A 15,056-nucleotide genomic window follows, 5' to 3' on the forward strand; every position below is an offset into this window, starting at 1 on the left:
CACCGCTCACCGCTACGGCGTGGTGATGTACTCCTGAATGGCCTGCTGCGCCCTGGGATTTCCGTTACCGATACCCACGATGGCGCCCGTAATGGCGCCGATGGGGGTCCCGATCATGCAACCGGCGAGGCTACCGGGGAACATCGACACACACCCCACCCCGAGACCGATCAGGGCGCCGATCGCCGTCCCCGCCGCTCCGCCGTTGGCCCAGCCGACGCCGAGCTCGTTGAGCATGTTCTCGAGGGCTTTCTGCTTGTCGACCTCGTGCCGGAAGGGAGCAACCTGAGCGGGCACGATACCGCTCGGCTCCACCGGATCGGCGTGCGCCGTACCCGCTCCCATGGTCAACGCCCCCGCAACGAGAGCCGACGCTACTGACTTCTTCACCAAGTTCATCGTGATCCCACCCTGCTGACGAAGGAAAAACCGTTCCGACTCTAACCCGGTGTGGTGGGCGCGGGAGGCGAAAATGGGCCCGAAGTATCCGATCCCGAAACGGGCCCGTGGGTCACCCCGCCAACCGTAGGCTGGGGTGTTCGGGCACTTCCGTGCCCCGAGAGGTGGTGGCGATGTCCGTCAAACCGAGTCTGGCTGCGTTGTCCTGTGTAGCTCTGGCAGTGCTTCTTCCCTCCCCTGCGCAGGCCACTCCGTCGTCGGGCGTGACGGCGCAGATCCTGTTCGAAACCACCGTGCCCGCCATGACCGGTTCCGCGGAGACCGGTGCCACCGATCTCACCCTGCGCCGCATCGAAATCGCACCCGGCGGCAGCACGGGGTGGCACTACCACGACGGTCCTGTCTACGCGTTCGTCGAATCAGGGGTTCTCACAAGAACTCTGGACGATTGCACCACAGTGGTGACCGCCGCCGGGCAGGCGATCACCGAGAACTTCGGCAGCGACCACGTGCACATCGGTTCCAATCTGGGTGAGGTTCCACTGGTTCTGCTGGCGTTCTACACCGAACCGGCGGGCAAACCCCTGTCGGAGGACGCGCCCGCCGTCACGTGTTGACGCTGTGCCGGGACCTACCGGTCCGAGCGGATCCAGTCGAGTGCGCCCGCAACGTCGCCGACGATCGCGGCGGCGGAGGGTAATGGTGGGCGGTCGATCATCACCACGGGAAGCCCGAGGTCGCGCGCCGCATGCAGTTTCGCGGCGGTCTGTTCACCACCGCTGTTCTTGGTGACGAGTACGTCGATGCGGTGCTCCCGCATGAGGTCGATCTCTGCCGGCACGGTGAACGGCCCGCGGGCGAGAAGCAGAGTCGAGCGCGCGGGAAGGTCGACTTCCGGTGGATCGATCGCGCGCACGAGGAACCACAGTGCACGCAGGTCGGCGAATGCCCCGACCCCCTGCCGTCCCACGGTGAGGAAGATGCGCGTTCCGCGCCCGGGAAGGAGTGCGGCCGCTGCGGAGAGGTCCGGGACGCGGCGCCAGTCGTCACCCGGGACGGGTGACCACTCGGGCCGTCGCAGCACGACCAGGGGAATTCTGCAGCGCCGGGCCGCCTCGGCCGCGTTCTCGGTGATGCGTGCGGCGAACGGGTGGGTGGCATCGACGATCGCGTCGACGGGGTTGCCCCGCAACCAGTCCGCGAGGCCGTCCTCTCCGCCGAACCCGCCGATCCGGACGTCGCCGGCCGGGATCCGCGGATCCCGAACCCGGCCGGCGAGGGACGACACGGTGTCGATCGACGGATCATCCGCCAACGCCGCTGCCAGCGACCTCGCCTCCCCGGTACCTCCGAGGATCAGTATCCGCCGCACGGTCAGTGGGTGGTGCGCTCGCGGGCGGCCGAATACAGGTAGCTGTCCGGGAAGCCCTCGGCAGCAAGGACTTTGCCGACGATCACAACAGCCGTCTTCGTGACGCCGGCAGCTTTCACCTGGTCCGCGATGGTGGCGAGGGTGCCGCGCAACACGATCTCGTCGGGTCGGGAGGCGAAGGCGACGACGGCGGCCGGGCAGTCGCGACCGTAGTTCTCGGTCAGTTCCAGGGCGATCTGATCGATCCGGTGCGCCCCGAGATGCACCACGAGGGTGGCGCGACTGCGACCCAGCGACCGCAGATCCTCTCCCTCCGGCATGGCGGTGGACAACGTGGACACCCGGGTCAGCACGATCGACTGGGACACGCCGGGCACCGTCAGTTCCCGCCCGAGCGACGCTGCCGCAGCGGTGAACGCGGGAACTCCGGGCACCAGGGTGTACTCCACGCCCGCGGCGTCGAGTCTGCGCGCCTGCTCGGCGACCGCACTGAAGATCGACGGATCCCCCGAATGCAGCCGCGCCACATCCTGACCGGCGGCGTCGGCCTCGATCAGCAGGGCGACGATCTCGTCGAGACTCAGGCGGGCCGTGTCGATCACCCGTGCGCCGTCAGGGCATTCGGCGAGCAACTCTCGGGGAACCAGACTTCCCGCGTAGAGGCACACCGGGCTGGCCGCGATGATGCGCTGCGCCCGCACGGTGACGAGGTCGGCCGCTCCCGGACCGGCCCCGATGAAGTAGACCGTCATGCTGAATCACCTTTCGCCTGCTTCGTCACCGACCATTGCGCGACCGGCAATTGTGGACGCCAGGCGGTGAATCCGCCGAGCGGTTGGCCGCGATACACCTGGAACTTGCGAAGCTGCCCGCCGTGCACGGAGAACCACCGCAGCAGCAGCGCCTCCGACTCTGCCGTCACGGCGTTGGCCACCAATCGGCCGCCGTCACGGAGCCGGGACCAGCACCCGTCCAGAACACCGTCCTCGGTGAGGCCGCCTCCGACGAAGATGGCGTCCGGCACGCGTCCCTCCTGTTCCCGTACGGCACCGAACGCCGCGGGCGCGGCACCGTGGACGGTGAGGGCGGGCACCCCGAGTGCAGTTGCGTTTGCCTCGATCTGGGCAACGCGCGCGGGATCACGCTCGAACGCGACGGCCCGGCACCGGGGATGACTGCGCATCCATTCGATCGCGATCGTGCCCGACCCGCCGCCCACATCCCAGAGGACCTCTCCCGGAGCGGGCGCCAGGGCGCACAGCGTCAGTGCCCGGATCTCATGCTTGGTCATCTGGCCGTCACCCGAGTACGCCGCGTCGGCGAGGCCGGGAAGCCTGGTCAGCCGTGGGCTGTCTGCGCCCGCGCGGCACGCCACGGCGATTACGTTCAGCCGGGTCCCGGCGTCGTGGTTCCACGTCGACGCCGCCCCGTCGACCCGGGATTCCCCGGGCCCGCCCAGCTCCCCCAGCACGGTGAGGCGCGAGTCGCCGAACCCGTGACCTCGCAGCAGCGCGGCCACCGCGGCCGGGGTGTGTTCGTCGCGGCTGAGCACCAGAATGCGCGCCTGATCGTGCAGGGCGGGCAACAAAGTCTCGGGCGGCCGGCTCACCAGGCTCACCACGGGAGTGTCGTGCGCCGGCCAGCCCAACCGGGCGCAGGCCAGCGTCGCCGAAGACGGATGGCTGACAACGCGCACCCGTTCCGGACCCAGCAGCTCGACCAGTGTCACCCCGATGCCGTGGAACATCGGGTCGCCGCTCGCCAGCACGCACACCTTCCGGCCGGCATGAGCGTCCAACAGACCACCGAGCGCCGGCACCAGCGGCGACGGCCATGCAACCCGCAGCGCAGGAGATTCGGGGATCAGCGTGAGTTGCCTGCTCGAGCCCATCAGCACGTCGGCTTCCCGGATCTCCCGTTGCCCGCGCGGGGACAGCCCGTCCCAGCCGTCCGCGCCGATACCCACTACGGCGACGACATCACTCATCGCGGCATCCGGCGCCAGAGTGCCTGCGGCAGCAGCCGCAGAACGAAGAACACCGGGCGCAGCCGTCCCGGCACCCACACCCGGGCCGACCCCCGGCGCAGTCCGCGAACCACAGCGTCCGCGACCTGCCCGGGCGTACTCGACATCGGTGCCGCGGACATCCCCTCCGTCATCCGTCCGACGACGAAACCCGGCCGGACCAGCATGAGGGACACCCCGCTGCCGTGGAGGGCGTCCCCGAGTCCGGAGGCGAATCCGTCGAGCCCGGCCTTCGCGGACCCGTACACATAGTTGGCCCGCCGTACCCGCACTCCGGCGACGGACGAGAACACCACCAGGCGTCCCGACCCCTGGGCGCGGAGCAGGGTGGCCAGATGAGTCAGCACACTGATCTGTGCGACGTAATCGGTGTGCACCACCGCCACGGCGTGTCGTGCGTCCCGCTCGGCGCGCGCCTGATCGCCCACAATGCCGAACGCGAGGATCGCCACCGCCACCGGGCCGTGCGCGGTCACGACGGACCGAAGAAGGCCCTCGTGGCTGCCGAGGTCGTCGGCATCGAATTCCACGCACTCCACGGCCGACGCACCGGCGTCGAGCAACGCTTGCCGTTCAGCGGCGAGGTCGCCGCTTCGGCGCGCCGCCAGGACGATCGTGCGGCCGGGCGCCAGCCGGGTCGCGATCTCGAGACCGATCTCGCTGCGCCCGCCCAGCAGGAGTACCGCCCCGTCGTCCACATGCTGTCGGCTGTTCCTCTTCGATCCCAGGCTCACCGGTCCAGTGTCCTGGATTACCGTCGGGTCATGGACCGCACCCCCCAGGCACCGATTCGCCTCACCGATTCAGCTCTCACCTTCCTCGGTGAATATCACCTCGGCACCCTCACCACACTGCGCAAGAACGGCACCCCCCATGTGGTGGCCGTCGGCTTCACCTGGGATCAGGAGCACGGCATCGCACGGGTGATCACCAACGGTTCGTCCCAGAAGGCGCTCAACGCCGACCGTGGCGGGTACGCCGCGGTGAGCCAGGTCGACGGCCCGCGGTGGATGACCCTCGAGGGGCCGTCCCGGGTGCTCACCGACCCGGAGGCGGTGGCGGATGCGGTCGCGCGGTACGCGGCCCGCTACCGGCAGCCGCGCGAGAATCCGACCCGGGTGGTCGTCGAGATCGCGGTCAGCCGCGTGCTCGGTTCCGCTTCGCTGCGCGGCCACTGAACCGCAGTTTCCACGGCACCAGCGCCGACTCCATCTGCACACCCAGGCTCATCTTCGACACACCATCGGTGCGCTCCTCGAAACGGATGGGCACCTCGGCGATGCGCATGCCGCGCTGCACGGTCCGGTAGTTCATCTCGACCTGGAAGGCGTAGCCGTTGCTCTGCACCCCGTGGACGTCGATCGCCCGCAGAGTGTCGGCGTGCCAGGCCTTGAACCCGGCGGTGGCATCCTTCACCCGCAGCCGCAGAATCGCGTTGACATAGAAATTGGCCCACGCCGACAGCGCTTTACGGTGCCAGGGCCAGTCGCTGGCAACCGCACCGCCGGCCACGTAGCGAGAACCGAGCACCACCGCGGCATCCGTCTGCGTCAGTGTCTCGACCATGCGCGGGATCGCCTCGGCGGGATGCGACAGGTCGGCGTCCATCTGAATGACGATGTCGGCGCCCTCGTCGAGCGCCCGTGTCATCCCGGCCACGTAGGCGCGCCCGAGCCCGTCCTTGACGGTGCGGTGCAGGACGCCCACCGGGATGGGCGCGTCGATCGCGAGCTTCTCGGCGACGTCGCCGGTACCGTCCGGCGAGTTGTCGTCGACCACGAGCACGTGCATGTTCGCGATCTGCAACGCGTCGAGAAATTCGACGAGCTTGGGCAGGTTGTCGCGTTCGTTGTACGTCGGTACGACGACGGTTACCTTCGGGGCGACGCTCTCCATGACACCTTCGGTTGATCTGTGATCCCGACCCGCCGCCGACGGGCGGCGGCGAGTGCGGTCGCGAACAAAGGTTAGATGTTACTACCCGTGGCGGCAGGCCCTGCCGCACGTCCGGATCGGCCGAGCCGGATCAGCCGGGAAGGACCGTCAACCCGTGCGGCCGGGTGTTGAGGGATTCGCAGCCGTCGGCGGTGACGACGACGATGTCCTCGATGCGAGCCCCCCACTGCCCGGGGAAGTAGATTCCCGGTTCCACACTGAACGCCATCCCCTCCGTCAGCTCGATCGCGTTGCCGGACACGATGTACGGCTCCTCGTGTACGGAAAGACCGATGCCATGACCGGTGCGGTGGACGAAGGCGTCGGCCAGGCCCTCCGCCGCCAGCAGGTCCCGCGCGGCCGCATCGACGGCCTCCGCCGCCACCCCGGGACGAACGAGGTCGACGGCCGCCGCCTGCGCCGCCTCGAGGACGGCCACCCGGGCCGCCACCGCCGGATCCGGTTCGCCCATGCAGTAGGTGCGGGTGGAGTCGGAGTTATACCCCGGGTCCACGGGGCCGCCGATGTCGATGACCACCACGTCACCCGATTCGATTACCCGGTCCGACACCTCGTGATGAGGATCGGCGCCGTGCGGGCCCGATCCGACGATCACGAAGGCGGCTTCCGTGTGCCCCTCGTCGAGTATGGCGGCGGTGATGTCCGCGGCGACCTCGGCTTCGGTGCGGCCGACCGTCAAGAACTCGCCCATCCGCGCATGCACCCGGTCGATCGCCCGACCTGCCCGGCGAAGGGCGTCGATCTCGGCCTCGTCCTTGACCATCCGCAACTCGCGCAGCACTCCGGTTGCAAGAACGGGCAGCGCGCCGAGCTCCTGGGCCAGGGGCAGCAGATGCAACGCCGGCATGGCGTCGGTGACGGCGGTTCGCGCCGGCGCCGGTAGCGCTCCGGCGACCAGGGCATACGGGTCGACCCCGTCGACCCAGTCGAGCACCCTCACGCCGAGTTCGGACGCCGCCGACTCGGTGAGCGATGCCAATTCGAGGCGCGGCACGACCACCGAGGCGGTCTCACCGGTCGCCGGAATCACCAGGCAGGTGAGCCTTTCGAACGATTCGGCGCGGGAACCGAGCAGATACCGCAGATCGGGACCGGGTGTGATGAGCAGGCCGTCGAGTCCGGACTCGCGGGCGAGCGCGCCGGCCCGGGCAATCCGGTCGGCGTAACTGGCTGCGGGGAAGCGGGACGTGGACGCTCCGAGGGAACTCATGCGCTCAGGTTAATGCCGTTTGGCAGTATGTGAGCCATGAGTAAGCCCCTGCTTCTCCTCGACGGTGCCAGCCTGTGGTTTCGCGCCTACTACGCGCTGCCCGATTCCATCACGTCCCCGGACGGCCGACCGGTCAACGCCGTACGCGGATTCACCGACATGATGGCCGCGCTGATCACCACCCACCGGCCCTCCCGGCTCGCCGTGTGCCTCGACCTCGATTGGCGGCCGGCGTTCCGGGTGGCCGCAGTGCCCACCTACAAGACGCACCGGGTCGCCGAGGAGAGCGACGGGGCAGAGGAAGAGGTGCCCGACACGCTGTCTCCTCAAGTGCCGATGATCCTCGAGGTCCTCGCCGCCGCCGGGATCGCAACGGCCGGTGCCGAGGGTCTCGAGGCGGACGACGTGCTCGGCACCCTCGCCGCCACCGAGACCCGCGACCCGACCATCGTGGTCAGCGGAGACCGCGACCTCCTGCAGGTGGTGGCCGACGAACCGGTGCCGGTCCGCGTCCTGTACGTCGTGCGCGGCCTGGCGAAGGCCGAACTTCTGGGTCCGGCGGAGGTGGCCGCCAAATACGGGGTGCCGGCGGACCGGGCCGGCGACGCCTACGCCGAACTCGCCCTGCTGCGCGGCGACTCCTCGGACGGGTTGCCCGGGGTGAAGGGCATCGGTGAGAAGACCGCATCGAGCCTGATCATGCAATACGGATCGCTCGCGAATCTGCGGGCCGCCGCACTCGATCCGGAATCGGACATGGCGAAGGGGGCGCGCGCGAAATTCGCTGCGGCAGCGGACTATCTCGACGCCGCCCTGCCGGTGGTACGGGTGGTACGCGACGCCGACGTCGTGTTGTCCCGTGAAGACACGTTGCCCGCCGAACCGGTCGATGCGGACCGGCTCGGCGGACTGGCGGAAGAACTCGGAATCGGCAGTTCCGTTGCCCGCCTCACGGCGGCGATGCAGTCGGTGGCCGCCGCGCAGGTCCCGTAGGGACCGACCGCGGCGGACTACCGGATCTAACTGGGACGACTGACCTCGTAGGTGCCCTTGTCGTCGGTGAAGGTCAGGGTGACTCGCTTCTTCTCACCATCGACGGTGAGCGTGCACTCGAAGCTGTTGCCCTCCTTCACTTCCTGGTCAGCCGGGCAGGACACGCCGGACACGTTCTCGGCACCGTACGATTCGGTGACGATGCGCTCGACACCCTCCTCGGCGGCCTTCTGGTCGAGGGTGTCCGTGCCGAACACGGTGAACGCGAGGGCCAGTGCCACGCCCACGACCACCAGCAGCGCCACCACACCACCGATGATCCACGGCACCTTTGACTTGCCGGACGACGCCGGCGGCTGACCCCACTGCTGCTGACCGGGAGCCTGTCCCCACTGCTGAGGTTGCCCGGGCTGCTGACCCCACTGGGGCTGGCCGGGCTGTTGACCCCATTGCTGCTGACCCGGTTGACCGAGCTGGCCGGGTTGCGGCTGTTGACCCCACTGCGGTTGGCCGGGCTGCTGCGGTTGCTGACCCCACTGCGGTTGCCCCGGCTGACCCCCCGGTGCCGGTTGCCCCCACGGCTGGGCAGGTGGTTGCTGACCGTACTGGGGCGACCCGTACTGGCCGCCGGTCTGGTCAGGGTTACCCTGACCCGGGCCCCACTGTCCGTTCGGGTCGTTCGGTCCGTAAGGGCCGCTCATCGTCGCCTCCCGCTCACGTGTCACTTGTCGTCATACCGTAGCGCCCCGCACCCGCATTCGGGTCGTCGGACGGCGTGCGAATCGAACCACACAGTCGCCGGGTCACGCTGCATCCACCGCGACGACACCACGACGGATCGCGGACACCGCCCGGCCGGCCGCCCTGCTCACCCCGGGGTCCGGCGACGTCGAGCGGACCTGCTCGAGCAGATCGATCACCTGTCGGCACCAGCGGACGAAGTCACCCGCCGAGAGAGCGCGCCCCTGATCGCCGGCGGCGATCAACGCGTCGACCAGCGAATTCTCGCTCGCCCATTGGAAAATGGCCGAGGCGAACCCCAAGTCGGGTTCACGCGTCGGCGGCAGTTTGTACCGGATCTCCTCGGCCCGCAGATCCCGCCACACCCGCACCGTCTCGTCGAGCGCGTACCGCAACGCCCCGGGGCCACCCTGTTCGATGGTGTCGCCTTCGCGCCGCGATTCGAAGACGACGGACGAGACGACGGCGGCGAGCTCGGCGGGGCCCAGCCCCTTCCACACGCCCTGGCGCAGGCACTCGGCGACGAGAAGGTCACTCTCCGAATAGATTCGACTCAGTCGGGCACCGTCCTCGGTGGCCTCCGGATGCTCACCCGCAGTGACATACCCACGTTCGGTCAGCAGCGCCAGGATGCGGTCGAAGGTGCGGGCTAACGAGTTGGTCGTGGCGGCCACCTTCTGCCGCATGGTCTCGGTCTCGCGGGCCAGCCGGTTATACCGCTCACCGATCCGACTCAACTGCTCACGGTCGGGCCAGGAGTGGCAGGGATGCTGACGGATCGCCCGCCGTAGCCGCGCGATCTCCGCGTCGTCGGCGGCGCCCGCCTTCTTCTTCTTGCGGCGTCCCGGCACGACAATGCCGGTGCTGCGCAACGCCGAAGCCAGATCGCGGCGAACCCGGGCGGTGTGATGGTCGACTCGGCGGGGCATCCGCATCGAGCCCAGCGACCGTGCGGGCTCGGGGAAGTCGCCGGCCGACACCCGGCCCGCCCACTTCCCTTCCGTCAGGATCAGAGGCTTCGGATCGGTCGGGTCCCGGTCTGGTTCCAGGACGACGGCCAGACCTGAATGCCTGCCCACCGGAATCGCGATCACGTCACCGCGCCGCAACGAGGTGAGGGACTCGACGGCGGCGTCGCGGCGCTCGCTGCGGCCCTGTCGCTCGAGGGCCCGCTCTCTGCTGCTCAGTTCTTCCCGCAGCCGCGCGTATTCGAAGTACTCGCCGTCTTCTCCGCCGAGGCGCTCCCGCAGGGTGGCCATCGCCGCCTCGTTGCGCTCGATACCCCGCGTCAGCCCGACCACGGAACGGTCGGCCTGGAACTGAGCGAACGACCTCTCCAACAGGGCCCGCGATTCGGGAGCACCCATCCGGTCGATCAGGTTGATCGTCATGTTGTAGCCGGGACGGAACGAACTGCGCAGCGGGAAGGTACGGGTGGAGGCCAGGCCCGCGACGTCCACCGGCTCCACCCCGGGCTGCCACAGCACCACCGCGTGCCCCTCGACGTCGATGCCGCGGCGACCGGCGCGGCCGGTGAGCTGGGTGTACTCCCCCGGCGTCAATTCGGCGTGCGCTTCGCCGTTGTACTTCACGAGCCGTTCCAGGACCACCGTGCGGGCGGGCATGTTGATGCCGAGCGCCAATGTCTCCGTGGCGAAGACCGCGCGGACCAGCCCTTTGACGAACAACTCCTCGACGGTCTGACGGAACGCGGGCAGCATGCCGGCGTGGTGCGCGGCGAGTCCCCGCTCGAGCGCCTTCCGCCACTCCCAGTAGCCGAGCACTTCGAGATCCGCCTTCGGTAGGTCACCGGTGTGGGCGTCGATGATCGTGCGGATCTCGGCTACCTGCTCGGCACTCGTCAGGTCGAGCCGCGACCGCAGGCACTGCGCCAGGGCGGCGTCGCAGCCGGCCCTGCTGAAGATGAAGGTGATGGCCGGCAGCAGCCCCTCGTCGTCGAGGCGGGCAATGACCTCCGGACGCGGCAGCGGGCGGAAGTCGCTCGGAACCCCACCTCGGCCTCCTCGCCGCCCACGTTCACGCGACTCCCAAGGGTCGACCCGCTCGAGTGCCTGCCGCTGCTTGACGTGCCGGACCAGGTCCTGGTCGACCACCAGGTCGCGGCGGCCGTCCGTGGTGCGGGCCCGGGTGTCGAAGAGGTCGAACAGTCGACGGCCGACCATGATGTGCTGCCACAGCGGGATCGGGCGGGTTTCGTCGACGACCACGGTGGTGTCACCCCGGACGGTTTCCATCCAGGCACCGAATTCCTCGGCGTTGCTCACCGTCGCCGACAGGCTCACCAGCCGCACGTCCTCGGACAGGTGCAGGATCACCTCCTCCCACACCGCGCCGCGGAACCGATCCGCCAAAAAGTGCACCTCATCCATCACCACATGGGACAGACCGCGCAACGCCGGCGAGTCGGCGTACAGCATGTTGCGCAGGACCTCGGTGGTCATCACCACCACGGGGGCGTCGGAGTTGATGCTCGAATCGCCGGTCAGCAAACCCACCGAATTCTTGCCGTACCTGCGCACCAACTCGGCGTACTTCTGGTTGCTCAGCGCCTTGATGGGCGTGGTGTAGAAGCATTTGCGCCCCGACGCGAGGGCGAGGTGCACGGCGAACTCACCGACCACTGTCTTGCCTGCACCGGTCGGTGCGCACACGAGGACACCGTGCCCGGCCTCGAGCGCGCGGCAAGCATTGATCTGGAAGGGGTCGAGGACGAAACCGAGCAGTTCCGAGAACACGTCGAGCTCGGTGCCGCCGGTTGCCTCGCCTGTTGTTACAGCCACCCCGTCAGATTGTCACAGGGTGTCGGAAAAGTCCTGACCCGGTGTGTTGGGGCCGGTCGTGGTGGCGCCGTCACCCTGGAGCGCTGAACCGGACCGGCCGGATTTGCGGCCACGCCGGAAGCGGCCGGCGGGCTCGGGAACCGGTGTCGGCGCGGCGTCGAAGGCCTCGTCCAGGTCCTTCGGGGCGGCGATCGGCGACGCTTCGTCGTCGTCCAGCGCCCCCCATTCCTGTTCGCTGCGCCGCGCCTTCCTTCGGTCGTTGAGGCGGGCGATCTGCACGGCGATTTCGAACAGCACCGTCAGGGCCAGCGCGAGCGCCAGCATCGAGAACGGGTCCTGCCCGGGCGTGGCGATCGCGGCGAAGACGAACAACGCGAAGATCAACCCGCGCCGCCATGCCTTGAGCTTGGCGTACGGCAAGATGCCGACGAAGTTCAGCGCGACGATGAGCAACGGAATCTCGAAACTGACACCGAAGATGATCAGGAGATTGACGATGAACCCGAAGTACTCGGCACCACCGAGCGCCGTGATCTGAACGTTGTCGCCGATCGTCAAGAGGAAGTGCAACGCCTTGGCGACCACCACGTACGCCAGCACCGCTCCGGCGACGAACAGCAGCGCCCCCGACACCACGAAGCCGATGGCGTAGCGGCGTTCCTTCGCGTACAGGCCGGGCGTGATGAAGGCCCACAGCTCGTACAGCCAGATCGGGCACGCCAGAACGATGCCCGCGGTGAAAGCCACCTTGAACCGCAACATGAACTGCTCGAACGGTCCGGTGGCGAGCAGCCGGCACGCGCCGTCGCTACTGAGATCCGCCCGGCTCGAGTCGGGCAGTGAACAGTACGGCCCGCGCAGCAGCTCACCCAGGCTCTCGATGCCGAGAAGCTGATGGGAATACCAGAAGAAGCCGACCGCGGTAGTGACGAGGATCGCCAGCACGGACAGGAGCAGTCGCGTGCGCAACTCGTACAGGTGATCGACCAACGACATGGTGCCGTCGGGATTGGTCCTCCGCTTGCTGTGTCGCGGATCGAACGGAATACGCACTATGGGCCCTAGTCTTGATCAGCAGGCGAACCGGTCTCGGTCAGCAAGCGACCGGGGTGACGAGGTCACCCCGGTTGCCAGACGGCTCGGACTACGCCGACTTGTGCTCGGGGTGCTGCGGCTGCACCGGAGCGGGAGGCGTGACGGGCGTGGTGGTGGTATCCGCCACGGGCAGTTCGGCGGGCGCGCTCTGCTGCGCGGTGGGCGCCGGAGCGTTGTTGTCGTTCTGCATCTCCTTGACCTCGCTCTTGAAGATGCGAAGCGAGCGGCCGAGTCCACGAGCTGCGTCGGGCAGCTTCTTGGAACCGAAAAGGATGACAACGACCAACGCAACGATGGCCCAGTGCCAGGGGCTCATGGCTCCCATGATGAAACCTCCAAAAGATCAGGTGACCCCGATGCTACCGGACCGGCCCCGGACCAGCCGCGTCGAAACCGGCTAGTCACGCTGCGATTCGACTGTCGGTTTCCTCACCGAACGCGGTGAACGCACATCGGCGAGCAGTCCTCGACGCTGACTCAGACGTCCACGGCCTCATACGCCGCGAGGGCCTCGACCGCGCGGCGCCGCACCTCCTCGACGAGCTCGACCGGTTCGAGGACGGTGATGCCACCACCGAAGCCGAGGAGGAGCCGCGCCATCCACTCGAGTGCCCCGTAGCTCATGCTCGCCTCGACGGCACCGTCCGCACCCACGGCCAGCACATCCATCGGGTAGTAGTCGAGCACCCACACGCACTCGGCGCTGATGTGCAGCCGGGCATGCGGTAGGGAGGGGTCGCCACTGAACAGTTCCAGATTCGAATCCCGCACCAGCGCCTGCGCCGGCGGTGTGGAGGGCTCCTCCAATTCGGTGGCGGCGTCGATGCGGTCGAGCCGGAAGAGACGCACCCCTTCGGCCTGACGGCACCACGCCTGCAGGTAGCTGTGGTTGTCGACCAGCACGATGCGGACCGGATCCACCGTGCGCTCACTCACCCGGTCCCGCGAAGCGGAATAGTAGGTGAGGTCGAGTGCGCGGCGATGATGGAGGGCGGCGCGCACCGTTGCGGCGATGGGGTCTTCTTCCACGTCCTCGGCAGTCTCCCGGCCTGGCGACACCGTTGCCGGGGTACGCGCCGCGGCCGTGCCGGCGGCATCCTCGATCTTCGCGATCGCGCTGTGCGCCGCCGAAGGGTCAACCATGCCGGGCATCTCGACCAGCGAACGCAGAGCAATCAGCAGCGCGGTCGCCTCGGTGGACGTCAACCGCAGCGGACGGTCGATGCCCGCCGAGAACGTCACCTCGATGCTCTCCTCGGAGAACGAGAGGTCGATCAAGTCGCCGGGGCCGTACCCCGGCAACCCGCACACCCACAACTGATTGAGGTCGGTCATCAACTGGGTGGTCGTCACCCCGAGTTCGGCGGCGGCTTCCGCCGCGCTCATTCCCGGATTCGCGATGAAGTACGGCACCAAATTGAGTAGCCGCGAAAGTCTCGACGACAATCTGTTACTCACTCCGCGCCCCCTGTCCCGCCGCGTCCCGTAACTTGGCCAGCACGTCGTCGCGCAGTTCCGGTGGGTCGAGGACCAATGCATCCGCCCCGTGTCCGGCAACCAGCCGGGCGATCCAGTCCCGCGACCGCACCGGAATCTGCAGAACACTTCCGCTGCGCTGGGCCACTTGCCGTTCCCCGGTGGTGGTGCCCAGTCGGCGCAACTCCTGGGCTCGCCCTTCGGCTACCCACACCGTTGCGGTGCCGGTGACCGCACCCGATCCGGTGACCCGATCCACGATTGCACGAAGATCGACGTCGGCCGGCTTGTGCACCACACCGGCCGGGCCGAACGCCGTCACCTCGTCACCGATCCGCGAGAGCCGGAACGTCCGCACGGCGCCACGGTCGACGTCGTGGCCGACGAGATACCAGCGACCGTGCGCTGTGACGACACCCCACGGCTCCACGGTGCGTTCGGTGTACGGCTCGTTGAGCGCCCCCCGGTGGGGAAAGTGCACGGCACGACCGGCATCGATCGCGGCCAGCAGCTTGCCCAGCGCCGGTTCCGACCCTCGTGTGCGTGCCGGGGCGGCGGTAACGGGGGTGGCCGCAGAGTCGGGATCCACCTGCACCCCCGCCGCCCGCAATTTCAGCAACGCACCCTGTGCTGCCGAGGTCAGCTCCGGCGACTCCCACAACTGCACCGCCACCGCCACGGCCGCCGATTCCTCCTGGGTGAGGTCGATGTCGGGAAGTTCGTACGCGTTGCGGTTGATGCGGTAGCCCTCGACCGTGGAAAAACGCGACGCCTGCCCGGTCTCGAGGGGCACACCGAGGTCACGGAGTTCGTTCTTGTCGCGCTCGAACATGCGACTGAAGGCCTCGTCGCTGGCGGAGTCGGCGTATCCGGCTACGCTCTCGCGAATCTTCTCGGCCGTGAGGAACTGCCTGGTGGACAGCAGACAGATCACCAGGTTCATCAAGCGCTCGATCTTGGATGTCGGCACGCCCGGAAGCCTAGTGG

Annotated in this window: 16 protein-coding genes; 3 read left to right on the forward strand and 13 right to left on the reverse strand. The window is 68.4% G+C overall.

Going from position 1 to position 15,056, the window contains the following annotated elements; all coding sequences use genetic code 11:
- Positions 1–12: 12 nt before the first annotated feature.
- Positions 13–399: a hypothetical protein gene (locus R4P95_RS24105; RefSeq protein WP_213572257.1), complete on the reverse strand. Its 387-nt coding sequence runs from the start codon at positions 397–399 to the stop codon at positions 13–15.
- A gap of 173 nt (positions 400–572) precedes the next feature.
- Here R4P95_RS24105 and R4P95_RS24110 point away from each other — a divergent pair, with 173 nt between their 5' ends.
- On the forward strand, positions 573–1,016 hold the full coding sequence (locus R4P95_RS24110; protein WP_317744697.1) for a cupin domain-containing protein: 444 nt from the start codon (positions 573–575) through the stop codon (positions 1,014–1,016).
- A gap of 14 nt (positions 1,017–1,030) precedes the next feature.
- On the opposite strand, the gene R4P95_RS24115 is transcribed toward R4P95_RS24110, so the two are convergent.
- Genes R4P95_RS24115 through R4P95_RS24130 form a run of 4 tightly spaced genes read right to left on the reverse strand, consistent with a single transcriptional unit; the run spans position 1,031 to position 4,531 of the window.
- On the reverse strand, positions 1,031–1,771 hold the full coding sequence (locus tag R4P95_RS24115) for a cobalt-precorrin-6A reductase (protein ID WP_317744695.1): 741 nt from the start codon (positions 1,769–1,771) through the stop codon (positions 1,031–1,033).
- A gap of 2 nt (positions 1,772–1,773) precedes the next feature.
- Positions 1,774–2,523, reverse strand: a complete 750-nt coding sequence (gene cobM / locus R4P95_RS24120; RefSeq protein ID WP_317744694.1) for a precorrin-4 C(11)-methyltransferase — start codon at positions 2,521–2,523, stop codon at positions 1,774–1,776.
- Positions 2,520–3,758, reverse strand: a complete 1,239-nt coding sequence (gene cbiE / locus R4P95_RS24125) for a precorrin-6y C5,15-methyltransferase (decarboxylating) subunit CbiE (protein WP_317744692.1) — start codon at positions 3,756–3,758, stop codon at positions 2,520–2,522. The genes cobM and cbiE overlap by 4 nt, the downstream gene beginning before the upstream one ends.
- Positions 3,755–4,531, reverse strand: a complete 777-nt coding sequence (locus tag R4P95_RS24130; protein ID WP_317744690.1) for an SDR family NAD(P)-dependent oxidoreductase — start codon at positions 4,529–4,531, stop codon at positions 3,755–3,757. The genes cbiE and R4P95_RS24130 overlap by 4 nt, the downstream gene beginning before the upstream one ends.
- A 30-nt stretch (positions 4,532–4,561) precedes the next feature.
- On the opposite strand from R4P95_RS24130, the gene R4P95_RS24135 reads away from it, so the two are divergent.
- A complete protein-coding gene (locus R4P95_RS24135) occupies positions 4,562–4,975 on the forward strand; it encodes a TIGR03618 family F420-dependent PPOX class oxidoreductase (RefSeq protein ID WP_159922051.1) in 414 nt (137 codons plus the stop codon).
- Here the strand turns inward: R4P95_RS24135 and R4P95_RS24140 are convergent.
- Both R4P95_RS24140 and R4P95_RS24145 read right to left on the reverse strand, forming a co-directional pair.
- Entirely contained in the window at positions 4,935–5,693 is a 759-nt protein-coding gene (locus tag R4P95_RS24140) for a polyprenol monophosphomannose synthase (RefSeq protein ID WP_159922049.1), read from the reverse strand. The two genes, R4P95_RS24135 and R4P95_RS24140, sit on opposite strands and share 41 nt — an antisense overlap.
- Before the next feature lie 130 nt (positions 5,694–5,823).
- On the reverse strand, positions 5,824–6,963 hold the full coding sequence (locus tag R4P95_RS24145) for a Xaa-Pro peptidase family protein (RefSeq protein WP_317744689.1): 1,140 nt from the start codon (positions 6,961–6,963) through the stop codon (positions 5,824–5,826).
- 36 nt (positions 6,964–6,999) lie between these two features.
- On the opposite strand from R4P95_RS24145, the gene R4P95_RS24150 reads away from it, so the two are divergent.
- Complete coding sequence (locus R4P95_RS24150) at positions 7,000–7,956, forward strand: 5'-3' exonuclease (RefSeq protein ID WP_213572263.1); 957 nt, start codon at positions 7,000–7,002, stop codon at positions 7,954–7,956.
- A 26-nt stretch (positions 7,957–7,982) separates the two neighbouring features.
- On the opposite strand, the gene R4P95_RS24155 is transcribed toward R4P95_RS24150, so the two are convergent.
- The 6 genes from R4P95_RS24155 to R4P95_RS24180 all read right to left on the reverse strand — a co-directional run bounded on the left by R4P95_RS24155 (position 7,983) and on the right by R4P95_RS24180 (position 15,039).
- Entirely contained in the window at positions 7,983–8,657 is a 675-nt protein-coding gene (locus R4P95_RS24155) for a DUF4333 domain-containing protein (protein ID WP_109335067.1), read from the reverse strand.
- A 102-nt stretch (positions 8,658–8,759) separates the two neighbouring features.
- Positions 8,760–11,498, reverse strand: coding sequence for a DEAD/DEAH box helicase (locus R4P95_RS24160; protein WP_317744688.1), 2,739 nt, complete (start codon positions 11,496–11,498; stop codon positions 8,760–8,762).
- A gap of 12 nt (positions 11,499–11,510) precedes the next feature.
- Positions 11,511–12,551, reverse strand: a complete 1,041-nt coding sequence (tatC, locus tag R4P95_RS24165) for a twin-arginine translocase subunit TatC (protein ID WP_213572265.1) — start codon at positions 12,549–12,551, stop codon at positions 11,511–11,513.
- Positions 12,552–12,642: 91 nt separating this feature from the next.
- Entirely contained in the window at positions 12,643–12,918 is a 276-nt protein-coding gene (gene tatA / locus R4P95_RS24170) for a Sec-independent protein translocase subunit TatA (protein ID WP_159922037.1), read from the reverse strand.
- A gap of 152 nt (positions 12,919–13,070) precedes the next feature.
- Positions 13,071–14,051, reverse strand: coding sequence for a YafY family protein (locus R4P95_RS24175; RefSeq protein ID WP_317744687.1), 981 nt, complete (start codon positions 14,049–14,051; stop codon positions 13,071–13,073).
- A complete protein-coding gene (locus tag R4P95_RS24180) occupies positions 14,044–15,039 on the reverse strand; it encodes a helix-turn-helix transcriptional regulator (protein ID WP_213572267.1) in 996 nt (331 codons plus the stop codon). The genes R4P95_RS24175 and R4P95_RS24180 overlap by 8 nt, the downstream gene beginning before the upstream one ends.
- Positions 15,040–15,056: the final 17 nt, after the last annotated feature.

Origin of the sequence: Rhodococcus sp. IEGM 27 (assembly GCF_033142305.1) — a bacterium.
Lineage (GTDB): Bacteria > Actinomycetota > Actinomycetes > Mycobacteriales > Mycobacteriaceae > Rhodococcus_F > Rhodococcus_F oxybenzonivorans.